This window comes from Acinetobacter sp. YH12135, from assembly GCF_013418565.1.
Classification (GTDB): Bacteria; Pseudomonadota; Gammaproteobacteria; order Pseudomonadales; family Moraxellaceae; genus Acinetobacter; species Acinetobacter towneri.
Genome location: NZ_VPBU01000013.1, coordinates 57999 through 74627, shown reverse-complemented (window position 1 = coordinate 74627; position 16629 = coordinate 57999). Strand labels below are relative to the sequence as shown.

Genomic DNA, 16629 nt, shown 5'->3' with positions numbered 1-16629 from the left:
ATCCCCTAAAAATGCAAGTCTATTTCTTTACCGATTTATCAATCTGTTGCGTATTCATCTGCGATGATGCTGACAAATTAGAGTTTTTGGATGCGTTCTCGCAATAAAGGCAAATGTCGTCGGCTAACAGCCAAACGCTCATCTAGCTCACGGCAACGTACCTGATACTGTCCTGAATTGACCACTTCTAGCCCCTCCAAAAACTGAATCGAGACCAAGGCATTTCGGTGAATCCGAATAAACTGATCACCAAACTCGGTTTCTAAATCTTTCAGCGTTTCATCAATCAGGACACTGCCATTTTTATGACGCACAGTGACATATTTCTGATCGGCTAAAAAATAGTAGATATTTTCTATTGGCACCAATTCTACACCGCGATAGGTTTTCGCCGCGATTTGGTGACGTTTTATTTTTAATTCGTCCATATTTTCTTTTTGTTTTAAATGACTCATCTGCGCTTGCGTGAGTTTTGTTAAATGATCTAAAACCTGTTGCAATTCCTGTTGCATTATCGGTTTTAACAAATAGCCTTCCGCATTGGATTTAAACGCATCAAGTGCGTGTTCATCATAAGCGGTACAAAACACAATGGCTGGCATAGGGTCAAGCTCACGCAAATGTTGAGCACAACTTAGACCATCCATTCCCGGCATTTGAATATCTAATAATATGACATCCGGCTGATGTTCATCCGCCAGTTCAATCGCCTGTTGCCCATGAGCTGCCGTTGCCACCACATGATGCCCCAGTTGAGTGACCAAACGTGATAATCGCTCTCTAGCTAGAGGCTCATCATCACAAATTAGGATGTCCATTTTTCCTCCTTTTTAAGTCAATAACTTTATTTTTATCAAGTCTAGAAAAATCAGAGCAATCACAGCTTATTTTATTTATAACGGTATTGCAGCACCGTGGTGTACATACCATTCCCCGCATAATTTTTGAAAGTAACACTGCGCCCATAATACGCTTTTAAGCGCTGTTCCACGTTTTGCAGTGCAATCCCATGTCCAGATCTTAAATTTATTTTATCGCTGACATACGGATTTGTAATGACAATATTGACTTGGTTTTGCAATATTTCGATCAATATACTTATCGTACTCTTTGCTAAAACTTTTTCAACTCCATGAAAAATACTATTTTCTAGCAAGGGTTGTAAAGTTAATAACGGAATTTGTACCTGACTGAGCAGTTGCGGTTGTTCAATTTTCCATTCTACCGCCAACCGATCACCCAAACGAATTTGTTCAATCTCTAAATATCGCTGGCAAAGTTCAATCTCATCTTTCAGGCTCACCAGTTTTAATTCCTGCAAACTGGCACGGAATAAACGTGATAAATTCAGCAGCATCTGCTCGGCTTTATCGGGATCAATTGCAATTAGACTGATCACATTATTTAAGCTGTTAAACAAAAAGTGTGGATGAATACGGGCCTGCATAGCATGCACCCGCGCTTGCAATTCGCTATGCCGCTGCTGAATAGCTTGTTCTCGGACATAGATATAACGAAAACAAAACGCACCCAAAATCACACCATAACTCAAATGCAGTCCAATCCCATGCATGAGTTCAGCCAGACTAAACTGCTGTAAATGAAAATTTTGCCCAAAATGCAATAAGGTATTTAAACTGAGTGTCGTGACCAATACGATGGTTTGCAGCAAGATAAAACTCACCATAAACGATAGCGCCAAGCCCATGCGTAAAAAACGTGCCTGAAAAAATTCAACCAAAGCCGCAAAACACAATACCACCCAGTTGATATACAAAATATATTGCAGCACCCGAGTAAAACTTAAACCTTGCCAGCCCTGTGCTTCAGCCAAAGCCAAGACCATTGCCAAAGCATTACTGCCAATAAATAGTTCAATTAGATATTGCCAACGCCCTATTTTCGTAAAAAAATACACATAATTTTGTTCTGCCTGCGTATCAGCATAAGTTTGATTGGCTTGTTCTTCGGCAAGTGAATCTGAATTTGTTATACTCTTGTCCAAATCACCGCTTTTTACTTTATTGAGCCGATATGACCACATCTTCTAATTCCTCAAATCCGTCACAAGCCCAAACTTCGGGTATGTGGGGCGGTCGTTTCTCTGAAGCGACTGATGCTTTTGTTGCTGAATTTACAGCATCTGTTCAATTTGACCAACGCTTTTATAAACAAGATATTGCTGGCTCAATTGCACATGCAACGATGCTTGCCAAAGTAGGCGTACTTACGACTGAAGAGCGTGACGATATTATTCAAGGTTTAAATACCATTCAGGCTGAAATTGAAGCAGGTCAATTTGAATGGCGTATTGACCTTGAAGATGTCCACATGAACATCGAATCACGCCTTACTCAACGTATTGGCATTACAGGTAAAAAATTACATACAGGTCGTAGCCGTAACGACCAGGTGGCAACCGATATTCGTTTATATGTCCGTGACGAAATTGATGCTATTTTAGAATTATTAAAAAAATTACAACACGGCATTTTGAGCTTGGCAGCCAAAAACACCCACACCATTATGCCTGGTTTTACCCATTTGCAAACCGCACAGCCTGTGACTTTTGGTCATCACCTTATGGCGTGGTTTGAAATGTTGGTACGTGACTCTGAGCGTTTAATTGACTGCCGCAAACGTGTTAATCGTATGCCTTTGGGTTCTGCTGCTTTGGCAGGTACCACTTACCCAATTGACCGTGCTTTTACCGCAGAATTGTTGGGCTTTGAAGCTGTATCTGAAAACTCGTTAGATGCTGTATCAGACCGTGATTTCGGGATTGAGTTTAACGCTGCTGCATCTTTAATTATGATGCACTTGTCGCGTATGTCTGAAGAACTGATTTTATGGACATCGGCACAATTTAAGTTTGTGAATATTCCAGACCGTTTCTGCACAGGCTCATCCATTATGCCGCAGAAGAAAAACCCAGACGTACCTGAATTGGTGCGTGGTAAAACTGGTCGTGTCTATGGCGATTTAATGAGCCTATTAACCCTAATGAAAGGTCAGCCTTTGGCTTACAACAAAGACAACCAAGAAGACAAAGAACCTTTATTTGATGCAATTGATACCGTACGTGGCTCACTCATGGCATTTGCCGACATGATTCCTGCCTTAGTACCAAATATTGCAGAAATGCGTGAAGCAGCATTGCGTGGTTTCTCTACCGCAACCGACCTTGCCGATTACTTGGTAAAAAATGGCGTGGCCTTCCGTGATGCGCATGAAATTGTAGGTAAAGCCGTAGCCTTGGGTGTTCAAGAAGGTAAAGACCTGTCTGAACTGAGCTTAGCGCAATTACAACAATTCTCAGATTTAATTCAAGCTGATGTATTTGAAAAAGCACTGACCCTTGAAGCCTCTGTAAATGCACGTGATCATATTGGCGGTACAGCGCCTGCACAAGTTGCAGCGGCAATTGAACGTGCTCAAACACGTCTTGCTCAACTTTATGCATAATCAGGAAGTGAGAGATGTCTAAACAAGTATTTTGTCGTAAATATCAAACCGACATGGAAGCGATGGATTTCGCTCCTTTTCCGGGTGCCAAAGGTCAAGAATTACTTGAAACGGTATCTAAACAGGCTTGGCAGGAATGGCTCAAACACCAAACTACGCTCATTAATGAAAAGCGTTTAAATGTGTTTGAACCTGAAGCGAAAAAGTTTTTGGAAGAACAACGTGAGAAGTTTCTCAACAATGATGCCAGTTTGGAAGTCGCAGAAGGCTTAAAACCTCAAAACTAATCCAAGTACTGTTTTTTCATTTTGGAAAATTCAAACCTTGTTTATTTTACAATTAAAAGAGTCTTTATGAAGGCTCTTTTTTTATGCCATTTGTGATTATGAGTTGCCGCAACAATGTTTTAAATAAATGAAAATAGATTCAAAAAATTAAGCTAATTTCCTATTTTTATTTTTCGACTGAAGTCATATAACTCATAGTCACAGTAAAGCACTCAAAAATATATTAATTATTGATTTTAAAGACAATAGTTTTAAAAATAATCACACTAAAAATAATGTAATTTAAAAATACATTTGTATATAAAACGCTACATTCCACTACAATAAACCACATGATTCTTGAGTGTGATTTTCCTATACTTATTTTCAAGGAGATAAGCAATTATCTCTCACTATAATAAATATACCCGATTTCAATCTCAGATTTCCCCCAAAGTCTGAGATTTTTTTTATCCAAAATTTCGGCTGTTTCAAGCCATAAAAAAAGCCCCATCATTAGATGAGGCTGAATATTCAAAAAAAAAGCTGAACTTAGCGTTCCTGTACTTTTTCTTCAATTTCTTTGACGCTGGTATGACGTACGTCAAAACCTTTGACCATATAAATCACTTGTTCTGAAATATTTCGTGCGTGGTCACCAATACGCTCTAATGAACGTAACACCCACATTACATTAATCACACGTGAAATATGACGCGGATCTTCAATCATATACGTCATTAGAGTACGTGTTGCAGATTGATATTCACGGTCAATATCGGCATCGGCAAGTAAAACACGCAGTGCTTGATCGACATCTAAACGTGCAAAAGCATCCAGTGCATCGTGAATCATGACACGCACTTGGTTACCAATATGACGTGTTTCCATATAGCCGCGTGGCGAACCACCTTCTTCACATAAGTTTTGGGCAATACGGGCAATTTTTGCAGCTTCATCACCAATACGCTCTAAGTCAGTATTGGCTTTAGACATGGCAATCACCATACGCAAATCAATTGCGGCTGGATGACGACGCGCCAAAATCAACGTTAAGGCTTCATCAATTTCGGTTTCCATGCGATTGACAACATTGTCTTGGAACTGAACTTCTACCGCCAAGGCTGCATCGGTATCCAAGAGTGCGTGAATCGAGTTGGCAACCTGCTGCTCTACCAAACCACCCATGGCCATAAATTTGGTATTTACATCCTGCAAATCTTCATTGAACTGAGAAGAAATATGGTGACTTAACACAGGATTATTCGTACTCAAGGAATACACTCCACAACAAAAGGATAGACTGACGCAATGATTGAATATTAAAGCACAGCAATGATGACGTTTTTATGACATTTTCTCACCAAACTCTCAAGTCTGATCGTTTCTGTCTTTAAACAGCATAAGCCATTCAGATGACAAAATGACTTGGGTCTGTTGACATTTCGTCTATGTTTGCGGCAACGCATATTTTTTAGCTGATATAAGGCATGGGACAGGAAATTTAGTCATTCTAAATGACTGACTCATAAAGCAATAGTAGCAAAAATATGCTCGCCCCCTTGCGCAGCAAACAAAGCAACGCTTTGTTCTTGCTCATGTGGCTAAAACTTTCTCAGATTGCGTTATGAAACTTGGCAATAGTCTCGCTATTCCCTGCGTTTCATGCCTGATCTGCTCAGTTTTAGCCTACAGCGCAAGCCATTTATGAAATGTCAACAGACCCTATATGGCTTTCCGAATCAACCAAGCATTCATTTCCTGCACATCTTGTTCAGTCAATTGCCCAACGGCTGCTTTCAACTGTAACACATGCTTCAAATAGTCATACTGTGCATTGAGATAATCCTGCTTGGCAGAAAAGGCGTTACGCTGTGCCAACAGTACATCCACCATGGTTTTTAAACCTTCCTGATATTGCGCTTTGGATGCTCGTGCCACTAAATCTGCTGAATTCATTGCAGCCTGTCGCGCCTGCAATTTGGCTTGATCAGTTTCGACTTGTAAATATGCCTGTTTCACATCGGTATTGGCTTTACGGATTGCTGCATCTAGCTCGGCTTCAGATTTCTGTACCAAAACCACTGCTTTTTGCACATTTTTATTGACCCGCCCACCGCTAAACACATTCCAGTTCATTTCAATCCCGACCTGGTCGAACTGACCATCGGGCGACATGATACTTTCAGGGCTTTGTTTGGCATAACCATAACTGCCCACAGCTTCTACCTGCGGATAACGTGCTGCTTGTTCAACCCGACGTGCATCTTCGGCATATTGTCGCTGCAAACGTGCCTGTTGAATAGCCAAATTTTGAGTTTGTGCCAATTGCGACCATGCCTCTAAACTTTCAGGCACAGGTTTTTGAAATTGAAAGTCATCTCGCAAAACTGCCAAACTTTCTTGATATGGCCCAATCAATTGTGCCAACTGCTCTTGTGCCAAAACCAACTGCACATGTGTTCCAATCCTGTTCGCTCGTGCATTTTGATATTGCGCATTGGCTTCACTGACTTCACTTTTAGCCACCAAACCTTCACGCAGTTTGGCATTCATCATATTGAGCTGTTCCAACAAAGCTTTTTCTTCTTGTAAATATGCTGTTGTTAAAGACTGCTGTCTCAGCACATTAAAATACGCTTCTGATACATTCAAAATATGTTGCTGTTGTTGTAAACGTAAGGTGACTTCACTCAGGCTTAACGAGGTTTTGACTTGTTTCAGGGCTTGCCAAGCATCCCAACGAAATAAAGGCTGACGTGCTGTTAACGCGACTTGACGTGAAGTTGAAGATGAACTGCTTAAAAGCTCTGGCGAGGAACTGGCAATATTGACTCGACTCATTTCCTGACTTTTACGGGTGATATTGCCCGACAGAGTCACAGTTGGCAGTAAATTGCCTTGCGCAAGCCCTAAATTTAATTGATCGGCCTGATATTGTAATTGCTGTGCGCGCCAAGTCGGATCGCTATTTTGAGCACGCTGATAGGCTTGCATTAAATCCAAAGCAAAAGCGCTTGAACTCATCCAACATAAGCATGTCACTAACATCATTTTTTTCATTATTTTTCGATCAACCCACTCTGTAATTTCGTCAATCCTACTGCAATGTATTTTTACACCGCCCATACTAAAGCGAATTTGCATTTTTTTCGTATGATTTTCATTAATTTTGATAATTTTTCATATTATTTCAATTCATTGCAATAATTAAGCAAAGCCATACACGTGCTAACAATCGCTGCATAAAGTGGTACTTACTCACAGGCATGTAACCAAACTCTAGCAGAATACTACAATTTACTCCGTGGCTTTGACTTTACAATGCAAGCTCTCCCCTCGTCCTTCGACCCAAGCTTCTAAAACCGTGTGCCTCACAGCGGATATTTTAAATTTAGAATTTTGGTATGAATGACTCATTTTGAATTTTTGGAATCCATAGTGCCTAAATGAAGGCACTAGATGATGAATGAATACTCATGTTGAATTGCTGTAATGGTTAAATTTCTTCGCGCCAGTAAACTTGCCCTACTGCTTGGCAGTTGTCTGTATTTGCTCGCCTGCCAAAATTCAGATACACCTCCCGTAGCTGAACCACCAAAGGTACAGGCCAGTGCCAGCGAGCCTGTGGATTTGACCCAAATGTGTGAAAATATTCAGCACAATATGCAGCAAATTGACAATACCCGCACCACGTTTGCGCTAGAACAAATTAATCAGGATTTAAAAGTCTGCCTACCCTTGCTGCCTTTGAATGAGCAATTAAATTTGCTCAATCTTTCGACCCAAATGTATCAACGCTTTTTGCATGTAGAACGCAGCGCTGCAGAACAAGCTGCCTTTGACCAACACGCTTTTGATATGGCACAGCATCCGACCATTCAGCAAAGTCATTTTGAAAACTTTGCCTTGCGTGATCAATATTTATTGAAACATAAGGGACAAGCCTATTTAGAGCTATACGATGCAGGTGAAGCACAGTTGGTTTATCGTCGAAGCCCGCAATACTTAGCCATTATTTTTGCGCCTTACATGCCCGATGCCGAGCAGATTTTTATTGAAAGAATGGCCAATGACAATATGCAGCACAGCCTGCGTGATGGTGGACTCACCCTTGATGCTGCCGATTTGACTGAACGCGCCTTATTTTGGGAAGATTACGTGCAGCGTTATCCTAAAAGTCACTTTATACGGGATGCACGTTATCTAGCCGAAGTGTATGCCTTGCTGCTGTTTAAAGGCACAGTCAACAGTCCTGTTTCTCAGGATTATGTCGATGAATACAGTATCCAACCTGCCGTATTATTTGAAATTAAAAAACTGGCAAAGTTGCAAAAATCTCCCTTAGCACAGCAAGCGCGTAAATTCCTTGCCTTTTTACACATGAGCAGTGAACAACGACTCACTGAAATTGCAGCACAGCCCACTGCACGTGAACAGCGTGAATATGGCGATGATGCTTTAGTACATGCACAGTTGCATCAATATTTAAATTTAAAGAACATCTCCATCCATGCAAAACGCGATTGTTTTAGTGATGCCGTTTGTATTACTCGCTAATTATCCAAAGTCGCTTAAAGCTCAAATACTTGTCATTAGGCATCAAAGAATAAAAGCCGCGCGAAGCCTGCTTTTATACCAACAACGTGCTACTATTTATACAGCTTGACGGAGCGCGAGTAATTCCTCGCTGAGATTGTGTCCATTCTTTGTTGTTTGCCCAAAGGTCTGCAACACAGATTTAAACCCAAGTACCGTTGAACCTGATCAGGTTAAAACCTGCGTAGGAATCAAGCCACCTAAAAACCCCGCCACACGGTTAATGTTGAACTATTAAAGTTTCAACAACTCAATTGCAATGTTTTTGGTCGTGCTTGATTCGTTGATTTCATTCTTCAGGATCATTGCAATGAACCAATTAACGAATCTATCCCCTGCTGACATTTCTGCTCAACACGAGCAAGATGCCAAAGATTTAACCCGCATTTTGCCTGCATCGAAAAAAGTCTATATTCAAGGCTCACGCCCAGACATTCAGGTGCCAATGCGTGAAATTGAACTGACCGACACTCCAACAGGTTTAGGCGGTGAGCACAATCCACCGCTCATGGTGTATGACACTTCAGGTGTATATACCGATCCAAATGTTGAAATTAATCTGAACAAAGGCTTGCCGAACATCCGCGACAGCTGGATTGAAGAGCGCCAAGACACCGAAAAACTAGAAACCCTCAGCTCAGCCTTTGGTCAAGAGCGTTTACGCGATATTCGTACTGCAGAGATTCGTTTTGCCCATATTCAAAAGCCGCGTCGTGCCAAAGCGGGTAAAAACGTCACCCAAATGCACTATGCCAAACAAGGCATCATTACCCCTGAAATGGAATATATCGCCATTCGTGAAAACCAACGCCAACGCGAAGGTGTCGATATGCGTCAGCATCCAGGGCAAAACTTTGGGGCTAAAAACTTAACTGAAATCACGCCTGAATTTGTACGTCAGGAAGTGGCTGAAGGCCGTGCAATTATTCCTGCCAACATTAACCACCCAGAATGTGAGCCAATGATTATTGGTCGCAACTTCTTGGTCAAAATCAATGCCAATATTGGTAACTCGGCACTGGGTTCAAGTATTGATGAAGAAGTCGCGAAAATGACTTGGGCGACCCGTTGGGGCGCAGATACCATCATGGATTTATCGACAGGTAAAAACATCCATGAAACCCGTGAATGGATTATCCGCAACTCGCCTGTGCCAATTGGTACTGTACCTATTTATCAGGCACTAGAAAAAGTAAACGGCATTGCAGAAGACCTCACTTGGGAAATCTTTAAAGACACGCTGATTGAACAGGCTGAACAAGGTGTGGATTACTTCACCATTCACGCAGGCGTGTTATTGCGTTATGTACCACTCACGGCCAATCGCTTAACAGGTATTGTATCGCGTGGCGGTTCAATCATGGCGCAATGGTGTTTGGCGCATCATGAAGAAAACTTCCTTTACACACACTTTGATGAAATCTGCGAAATCATGAAAGCTTACGATGTATCGTTCAGCTTAGGTGATGGTTTACGTCCGGGTTGTATTCAAGATGCCAACGATGAAGCACAATTCAGCGAACTGCGAACTTTGGGTGAATTGACTCACCGCGCTTGGGAACATGATGTGCAAGTGATGATTGAAGGCCCGGGGCACGTACCAATGCACATGGTCAAAGAAAATATGGACTTGCAACTTGAAGTCTGTAAAGAAGCACCATTCTATACACTCGGCCCATTAACCACGGATATTGCACCAGGTTATGACCATATTACTTCTGCAATTGGTGCAGCGATGATTGGTTGGTACGGTACTGCAATGTTGTGCTATGTGACACCTAAAGAGCACTTAGGCTTACCGAACAAAAAAGACGTCAAAGACGGCATCATCACCTATAAAATTGCAGCACATGCGGCTGACCTTGCCAAAGGACATCCGGGCGCGCAAGCACGTGACAATGCCTTATCTAAAGCACGTTTTGAATTCCGCTGGGAAGATCAGTTTAACCTGAGCCTTGACCCAGATACCGCACGCAGCATGCATGATGAAACCATGCCAAAAGAAGCGCATAAATCTGCACACTTCTGTTCAATGTGCGGACCAAAGTTCTGTTCGATGAAAATCACGCAAAACGTGAGAGATTATGCACAAAATCAAAATACTGCGAACAAAACGGAGCAAGTAGATGCAGAGGTCGAATCAGGTCTCAAAGCCATGAAAACCGCTTATCAGGAACATGGTCAAAAATTATACCATAAGCTCTAATTTGTTTAAAAAGCGTTTGTATTCAATAAAATCTCAGTTAGGATGAAATTATGCTTTGCTCATCCTGATGAGAATTTATGAAGATTATTCAACAAGCAACTTATGGACAACACGATGCACAGATTCACCAACGTGAATACCTGTATCGTGGTTTTATTCAGGTTGAAAAAGTCAGCCTGAGCCATCGCTTGTTTAATCAAACTACATATACCCCAGTCCTTCAGCGTGAACTCATTCAACGCCCTGAAGCGGCTGGGGTACTCATTTATGATGCACCACAACAAAAATTTGCCCTGATTGAACAATTCCGTATTGGTGCAATTGATGATTGCGACTCGCCTTGGCAACTCGAAGTGATTGCAGGCGTGCTAGATGGCAATGAATCACCTGAAAGTTGCATTCGTCGTGAAGCTTTGGAAGAATCGGGCTGTGAATTAAAAGAATTACAACATTTATTCAGTTTTTATCCATCTGCGGGTGCATGCGCAGAATTGTTCCACTTATATAGTGCGAGCACCACGTTACCACAGGAAGGTGGCGTGTTTGGTATGCCAGATGAAGGAGAGAATATTCAATTACACATTCTTGATTATCAGGAAATTCCAAACTTGCTGACCAATGGTCGGCTAAAAAACGCACCTGTCATCATGGCATTGCAATGGTTACAACAACAAATTAAAACCGTGAAGGATGTCTAAGGGGTCAGGCATGACTTTATTCTCAAACAATCACCAGCAACGCTGGACAATTGTACAAATTTCAGATACGCACCTCATGAATCAGGAAGATTTAGAGTTTGTGCACATGAATCCTGAACGCAGCTTTCACGCGGTAATGCACGATATTCAACAGCAATATCCGCAGCTCGATGCTATTTTCCATACAGGCGATTTAGCACAAATCCCTGTTGCTGAAACCTATCAGCGTTATTTGCAGTTTATGCAGACTTTGAATACGCCGCATTTCCAGATTCCGGGCAATCATGATGATGCCGCGGTTTTTCCATTCCATTTACAGTCCAATCAAGTTCATGCAATTGAGTTGGGCAATTGGAGTGTCATTTTACTGAATACTGCGGTTAAAGGTCGGATTGATGGCTGGATGGACGCAGCACAATTACAGCAGTTAGATCAGCTTTTACAGCAACATGCGCAGCAGCAGGTGATTATTGCCTGTCATCACCATCCTTTTGATATGCAATCGCACTGGATAGATCAGCACAAACTTAAAAATACCGAAGCCTTAATTGATGTATTGGCACGCCACAACAATGTCAAATTGGTGCTGTGTGGGCATGTGCATCAAGACTCATTAAATGAATGGCAAGGGATTCAATTTTACTCGACCCCATCGACCTGCGTGCAATTTAAACCACATAGCCAGCACTTTGCGCTTGGGCCTGAGGCACCGGGTTACCGTGTGTTACATTTGAATGCAGATGGCAGTTTTAGCACCCAAGTGCATCGGGTTGAGCATGTCACACAACAAATAAATTTTGAAATTTCAGGTTATTAACTTTCCATTTTATTTTTTTTGCTTTACTTTATGCCTTCAACGAAAAAATGCGATAACACATCCAAACATCAAAGACTATCCATAATCAAAAAAAGTCTATATGATGACGTCCCCCGAAGAGAGAATTCTTTCTGAGGGAGTGGATAAAAACACTTGCATATCACCATATTTTTCGCGTATGAATCTTACGCATATGATGAGGAATGCCCTACATGGCGAATGACAACCAAAATCAAGTCTTGGACGAACAAACAGATCTTGTAGAAGAAAAAGCTACAAAACGCGTGCGTAAGGCAAAGCCAAAGGCTTTAGAGGGTGGTTCTACAGCTAGCTTATTTGGTATTGCACCTTATCAGCCGAAAAAGAATGAAGAATACATGTCTGAAGGACAACTCGAACATTTCCGTCAAATTTTAATGGCGTGGAAAGAAGAGTTAATGTCAGAAGTAGATCGTACACTCAACACCATGCAAGACGAAAATACCGCTTTGCCTGATGTGAATGACCGCGCGACACAAGAAGAAGAATTTGCGATTGAATTACGTACCCGTGACCGTGAACGTAAATTGATTCGTAAAATTGAACAATCCATTGAAGCGATTAAAAACGATGACTATGGTTTCTGTGAAACTTGTGGTATCGAAATTGGTCTGCGTCGTTTAGAAGCACGCCCAACGGCAACGTTATGTATTGACTGCAAAACTTTGGCAGAGATCAAAGAGAAGCAAAATAACGGTTAATTGTGACTGTTGAAAATTCTTTAGCGGAGCATGCTCCCCATGCGCAGCAGCGAGATCATATTTCGCTGACGCGCTACTCAGGTCGGTTTGCGCCATCGCCAACCGGCCCTTTGCATTTTGGCTCTCTCATTACTGCCGTTGCCAGTTATTGCGATGCCAAAGCCCAGCACGGCACTTGGCTGGTACGTATTGAAGATACTGACATCCCACGCATTTACCCTGGCAGTGAAAATCATATCTTGCGTTGTATTGATGCCTTTCAATTTGAGCCGGATGCCGAAATTATTTTCCAGAAAGATCGCCTCGATCTCTATGCAGCCGTGTTGCAACAATTGCAGCAACGCGACTTGGTCTATGCCTGTCAATGCACCCGCAAAATGCTTGGCTCCAATCATATTTATGCAGGGACTTGCCGCAATTTAGGTTTAGATTTTGCCAATCAAGCGATTCGAGTCAAAGTCACAGACCAAGAGATTTGCTTTCAAGACCGCCTGCAAGACAAACAATGTTCCAACCTTGCGCAGGACTTGGGCGATTTTGTCCTAAAACGGCGTGATGGCATTATCAATTATCAACTGGCAGTGGTGGTGGATGATTATTTGCAAGGCATTACCCATGTGGTTCGCGGCGCAGATTTACTCGACAACACCGCACGGCAAATCTATTTGGGGCAACTGTTAGGCTACCCTAAACTCAGCTACACGCACCTGCCTTTAGCCATGAATGCACAAGGGCAAAAACTGTCTAAACAGAACTTGGCACAAGCTTTAGATTTAGCCCAAGCACCGAAGCTGCTACAAGCCGCTTTAACTGCCTTAAATCAAGCCACTGTCGAATTAGACACCCCTGCACGCATGCTTACGCAAGCCATTCAGCAATGGGATCTTTCACGTATTCCTGCAGGCACAGCTTTACACGGCTATTATTTATAAAATTTAAAATTCAGTTATGCTCAAATTGAAATGGATCATTTGAGATTGTGTCATGTTTTTTATTTTTGGTGTTGGACCGAAAACCAAAGTGGTCGAGAAAAGTCAATTTAGCTGCCCCGTTTGCCGCACTCGCAGTAGCTATGAACTCAGACAGCAACGACAATATTTTTCCTTATTTTTTATTCCCTTGTTTCCTATGTCTAAACAAAAAAATACTACAGTCAAGTGCTTACACTGCGGAACAGTCATGCCAAGCATGGTCTTGCACCATGCTCAGCCAGAAGCGAAATAGAAGGATAAATTCTAGAAGCTGGATTCTTCACGGCTAGGGTTAATCTCATGCGTGCTGGCTTCAATTTTCAGAATCAAACTCACCATCACTGCACACATAATTAACGATGAACCACCATAACTAATAAAAGGTAGAGTCAAACCTTTGGTAGGCAACATACCCATATTCATGCCTGCATTCACCATAATCTGTAATAAGAAGATAATGCTGATGCCATAAGCCAAATATCCTGCACGTAAGTACTGGTTTTTCAGGGCGCGATGACCAATTTTAATGCAGGCAATCAGCATAGCAAAAGACAAGCTCAACACCACAAAAATGCCTAAAAAGCCAAACTCTTCACCTAAGACAGCCAACATAAAGTCCGTATGTGCTTCAGGTAAATAGGACATTTTCTGGATACTATGCCCCAAGCCTACGCCTGCCCATTCACCGCGTCCAAATGCCATTAAGGCGTTAGACAACTGATAACCGACACCCAAAGGGTCATTCCACGGGTTTGAGAACGACATTAAACGCTCAAAACGATAAGGCTCAAATACCACCAAAAACACAAAGGCGGCAATAATCGCGCCAAAGGCAATACCAAACTGAATTAATGGCGCACCAGCTAAAAAGAAGACCCCTAACATGGTCAAGGCAATCACCACGGTCGCCCCCAAGTCAGGCTCTGCAATCACCAAACCTACCGTGACTGCCATAATCACTGCAAGACGAATCAGACCTTTAATGTTATTACGCACTTCTTCGGCACGGCGCACCACATAGTCAGCGGTAAAAATGGCCATCATCACTTTAGCGACTTCGGAAGCTTGCAGGGTAAAACCTGCGACCCGAATCCAGCGTTTAGAACCATTGACTTCAGTACCCACCAGCAACACTGCAGCCAACAAGGCAATGGTCACAATCCACAGAAAGAAGGTGTTGTTAAACCAGGTATTCAGCGGCACTCTATAGGCAATCACGGCAGCGATTAATGCCACCACAATAGAAATGCCATGACGCAATACATAGTGAAAGGCATTTTCATGCATGCGCTCGGCATAAGGCATAGAAGCCGATGCCACCATGATTGAACCAATACATAACAGCGCCAGTACGCTAAAAATCAGTACATTGCGTACATTCACTTCCGCTGGCAGTTTGGGTAACCAGCGCTCATAGACCTGATTGAGTTTATTGATTGTTGTCTGAGCAAAGCCAGCCATATCTCACACCTTATTGTTGTTATACCAGTGCGTTGACATAAGCAACGAACTTGTGACCACGTTCTGGATAGCCCGAGAACATATCAAAACTTGCACATGCAGGTGACAATAACACCACATCATGCGCTTGTGTATGTTGTTGGCAGATTTCAACTGCTTGTTGCAAGGTATCTGCAGTTAAGAGTTGGGTTGTTCCCGCAACTGCTGTTTCAATTTTCGTAGCATCCTCACCAATCAACACTGCCAGTTTGGCATATTGTTGCAATGATTGGCGTAGCGCAGTGAAGTCCTGCCCTTTGCCTTGCCCACCTAAAATAATCGCAACCTTACCGCCTTGTGCCTGAATTGCTGCACCCAAGCCATCTAAAGCTGCCAAAGTTGCACCGATGTTGGTTCCTTTGGAGTCATTATAATAACGCACCCCATGTAATTCTTTGACGAATTCACAACGATGCTCCAAACCTTTAAAGGTTTTCAGCGTTTCCAGCATGCTGTGCATAGATAAACCAATGGCTTCACCCAATGCCAAACACGCTAATGCATTAGCAATATTGTGTGTGCCTTGAATATACATCTCGGTGCTTTTTAATAAACGCTCACGCCCACGTGCCAACCACATGCTGCCATCATCATCTTTTAATAAGCCGTATTGGTTTAGGTCAGGCGCATTTAAGCCAAAACTTTGCATAGGGGTTTGATCTGGCACTAACGGACGACTTAAAGCATCATCACGGTTAAACACCACTTTTTTCACACCCTGAAAAATACGATGTTTGGCGGTGTGATAACCGAACATATCGCCATGACGGTCTAAATGGTCTTCACTCATGTTCAGCACTACCGCCACTTCTGCATTTAAATTCGAGGTGGTTTCTAGCTGAAAACTGGAGAGTTCTAAAATATACAGTTCAGGATCATCTTTAATCAAATCCAGCGCAGGGCGTCCCAAATTTCCACCTACCGCGACTTTTTTACCTGCCTGCTCTGCCATTAAACCAATCAGTGTGGTAACGGTACTTTTCGCATTAGACCCTGTAATTGCCACAATAGGTTTGTCGGTCACACGACGTAAAATCTGAATTTCACTCACCACAGGAATGCCCTGCGCCATCGCAGCCTGAATTTCAGGGAGTTTTGGATCTAAACCTGGGCTAATCACAATTTCTTCCGCAGACAACAATAAATCCTGATCAAACTGACCAAAACGGGTTTCTACTTCGGCAGGAATTTGGTCATGCCCTGGAGGTGTGGGGCGAGAATCTGTCACAGCAACGCGGTAACCCTGATGATGTAAAAAATTAACGGCTGCAACACCAGAAATACCAAGTCCTGCAACGACTTTTAATCCACCACGTTGTATTAACATTTTTGCCCCATTTTGTGCGCTAATTTTGAAACAGACAAAA

Annotated in this window: 15 protein-coding genes and 1 riboswitch; of the genes, 9 read left to right on the top strand and 6 right to left on the bottom strand. The window is 42.4% G+C overall.

Annotated features, from left to right (window positions below):
* Positions 1-77 precede the first annotated feature (77 nt).
* Complete coding sequence (locus FTU70_RS09050; protein ID WP_104852924.1) at positions 78-818, bottom strand: LytTR family DNA-binding domain-containing protein; 741 nt, start codon at positions 816-818, stop codon at positions 78-80.
* A 71-nt stretch (positions 819-889) separates the two neighbouring features.
* Complete coding sequence (locus FTU70_RS09045; protein ID WP_131260983.1) at positions 890-2044, bottom strand: sensor histidine kinase; 1155 nt, start codon at positions 2042-2044, stop codon at positions 890-892.
* Between FTU70_RS09045 and argH the strand changes: the two genes are divergently transcribed.
* Positions 2035-3465, top strand: a complete 1431-nt coding sequence (gene argH / locus FTU70_RS09040; RefSeq protein ID WP_180060483.1) for an argininosuccinate lyase — start codon at positions 2035-2037, stop codon at positions 3463-3465. The genes FTU70_RS09045 and argH overlap by 10 nt on opposite strands.
* A gap of 14 nt (positions 3466-3479) precedes the next feature.
* Complete coding sequence (locus tag FTU70_RS09035) at positions 3480-3752, top strand: oxidative damage protection protein (RefSeq protein ID WP_004975738.1); 273 nt, start codon at positions 3480-3482, stop codon at positions 3750-3752.
* A gap of 531 nt (positions 3753-4283) precedes the next feature.
* On the opposite strand, the gene phoU is transcribed toward FTU70_RS09035, so the two are convergent.
* Positions 4284-5006, bottom strand: coding sequence for a phosphate signaling complex protein PhoU (phoU, locus tag FTU70_RS09030; RefSeq protein WP_004975736.1), 723 nt, complete (start codon positions 5004-5006; stop codon positions 4284-4286).
* 450 nt (positions 5007-5456) lie between these two features.
* Positions 5457-6794 carry a TolC family outer membrane protein gene (locus tag FTU70_RS09025; RefSeq protein WP_104852922.1) on the bottom strand — a complete coding sequence of 446 codons (1338 nt, stop codon included), beginning with the start codon at positions 6792-6794 and terminating at the stop codon, positions 5457-5459.
* A 432-nt stretch (positions 6795-7226) separates the two neighbouring features.
* Here FTU70_RS09025 and FTU70_RS09020 point away from each other — a divergent pair, with 432 nt between their 5' ends.
* The 7 genes from FTU70_RS09020 (at position 7227) to FTU70_RS08990 (ending at position 14015) form a co-directional block, all read left to right on the top strand.
* Positions 7227-8291: a hypothetical protein gene (locus FTU70_RS09020; RefSeq protein ID WP_104852921.1), complete on the top strand. Its 1065-nt coding sequence runs from the start codon at positions 7227-7229 to the stop codon at positions 8289-8291.
* Between the two features lie 99 nt (positions 8292-8390).
* Positions 8391-8538, top strand: a riboswitch (TPP riboswitch).
* 102 nt (positions 8539-8640) lie between these two features.
* The gene (thiC, locus tag FTU70_RS09015; protein ID WP_180060482.1) at positions 8641-10536 is read left to right on the top strand and encodes a phosphomethylpyrimidine synthase ThiC; all 1896 of its coding nucleotides are present in this window, start codon (positions 8641-8643) and stop codon (positions 10534-10536) included.
* A gap of 77 nt (positions 10537-10613) precedes the next feature.
* Complete coding sequence (locus FTU70_RS09010) at positions 10614-11234, top strand: NUDIX domain-containing protein (RefSeq protein ID WP_004975729.1); 621 nt, start codon at positions 10614-10616, stop codon at positions 11232-11234.
* 10 nt (positions 11235-11244) lie between these two features.
* Positions 11245-12051, top strand: a complete 807-nt coding sequence (gene cpdA / locus FTU70_RS09005; protein ID WP_004975727.1) for a 3',5'-cyclic-AMP phosphodiesterase — start codon at positions 11245-11247, stop codon at positions 12049-12051.
* A 212-nt stretch (positions 12052-12263) separates the two neighbouring features.
* Positions 12264-12791: an RNA polymerase-binding protein DksA gene (dksA, locus tag FTU70_RS09000; RefSeq protein ID WP_004975725.1), complete on the top strand. Its 528-nt coding sequence runs from the start codon at positions 12264-12266 to the stop codon at positions 12789-12791.
* A gap of 2 nt (positions 12792-12793) precedes the next feature.
* On the top strand, positions 12794-13723 hold the full coding sequence (gene gluQRS, locus FTU70_RS08995) for a tRNA glutamyl-Q(34) synthetase GluQRS (protein ID WP_004975723.1): 930 nt from the start codon (positions 12794-12796) through the stop codon (positions 13721-13723).
* Between the two features lie 52 nt (positions 13724-13775).
* The gene (locus FTU70_RS08990) at positions 13776-14015 is read left to right on the top strand and encodes a zinc-ribbon domain-containing protein (RefSeq protein ID WP_104852920.1); all 240 of its coding nucleotides are present in this window, start codon (positions 13776-13778) and stop codon (positions 14013-14015) included.
* Positions 14016-14026: 11 nt separating this feature from the next.
* Here the strand turns inward: FTU70_RS08990 and ftsW are convergent, their stop codons facing one another.
* Positions 14027-15223: a putative lipid II flippase FtsW gene (gene ftsW, locus FTU70_RS08985; RefSeq protein ID WP_004975720.1), complete on the bottom strand. Its 1197-nt coding sequence runs from the start codon at positions 15221-15223 to the stop codon at positions 14027-14029.
* Positions 15224-15242: 19 nt separating this feature from the next.
* Positions 15243-16589: a UDP-N-acetylmuramoyl-L-alanine--D-glutamate ligase gene (murD, locus tag FTU70_RS08980; protein ID WP_180060481.1), complete on the bottom strand. Its 1347-nt coding sequence runs from the start codon at positions 16587-16589 to the stop codon at positions 15243-15245.
* Positions 16590-16629: the final 40 nt, after the last annotated feature.

Bases quoted from the DNA above. Each gene is read 5' to 3' on its own strand.
- FTU70_RS09045 (WP_131260983.1), bottom strand. From the start codon at position 2,044: ATGTGGTCATATCGGCTCAATAAAGTAAAAAGCGGTGATTTGGACAAG.
- FTU70_RS09035 (WP_004975738.1), top strand. From the start codon at position 3,480: ATGTCTAAACAAGTATTTTGTCGTAAATATCAAACCGACATGGAAGCG.
- FTU70_RS09025 (WP_104852922.1), bottom strand. From the start codon at position 6,794: ATGAAAAAAATGATGTTAGTGACATGCTTATGTTGGATGAGTTCAAGC.
- FTU70_RS09050 (WP_104852924.1), bottom strand. From the start codon at position 818: ATGGACATCCTAATTTGTGATGATGAGCCTCTAGCTAGAGAGCGATTA.
- dksA (WP_004975725.1), top strand. From the start codon at position 12,264: ATGGCGAATGACAACCAAAATCAAGTCTTGGACGAACAAACAGATCTT.
- thiC (WP_180060482.1), top strand. From the start codon at position 8,641: ATGAACCAATTAACGAATCTATCCCCTGCTGACATTTCTGCTCAACAC.
- cpdA (WP_004975727.1), top strand. From the start codon at position 11,245: ATGACTTTATTCTCAAACAATCACCAGCAACGCTGGACAATTGTACAA.
- FTU70_RS09020 (WP_104852921.1), top strand. From the start codon at position 7,227: ATGGTTAAATTTCTTCGCGCCAGTAAACTTGCCCTACTGCTTGGCAGT.
- FTU70_RS08990 (WP_104852920.1), top strand. From the start codon at position 13,776: ATGTTTTTTATTTTTGGTGTTGGACCGAAAACCAAAGTGGTCGAGAAA.
- argH (WP_180060483.1), top strand. From the start codon at position 2,035: ATGACCACATCTTCTAATTCCTCAAATCCGTCACAAGCCCAAACTTCG.
- FTU70_RS09010 (WP_004975729.1), top strand. From the start codon at position 10,614: ATGAAGATTATTCAACAAGCAACTTATGGACAACACGATGCACAGATT.
- ftsW (WP_004975720.1), bottom strand. From the start codon at position 15,223: ATGGCTGGCTTTGCTCAGACAACAATCAATAAACTCAATCAGGTCTAT.
- murD (WP_180060481.1), bottom strand. From the start codon at position 16,589: ATGTTAATACAACGTGGTGGATTAAAAGTCGTTGCAGGACTTGGTATT.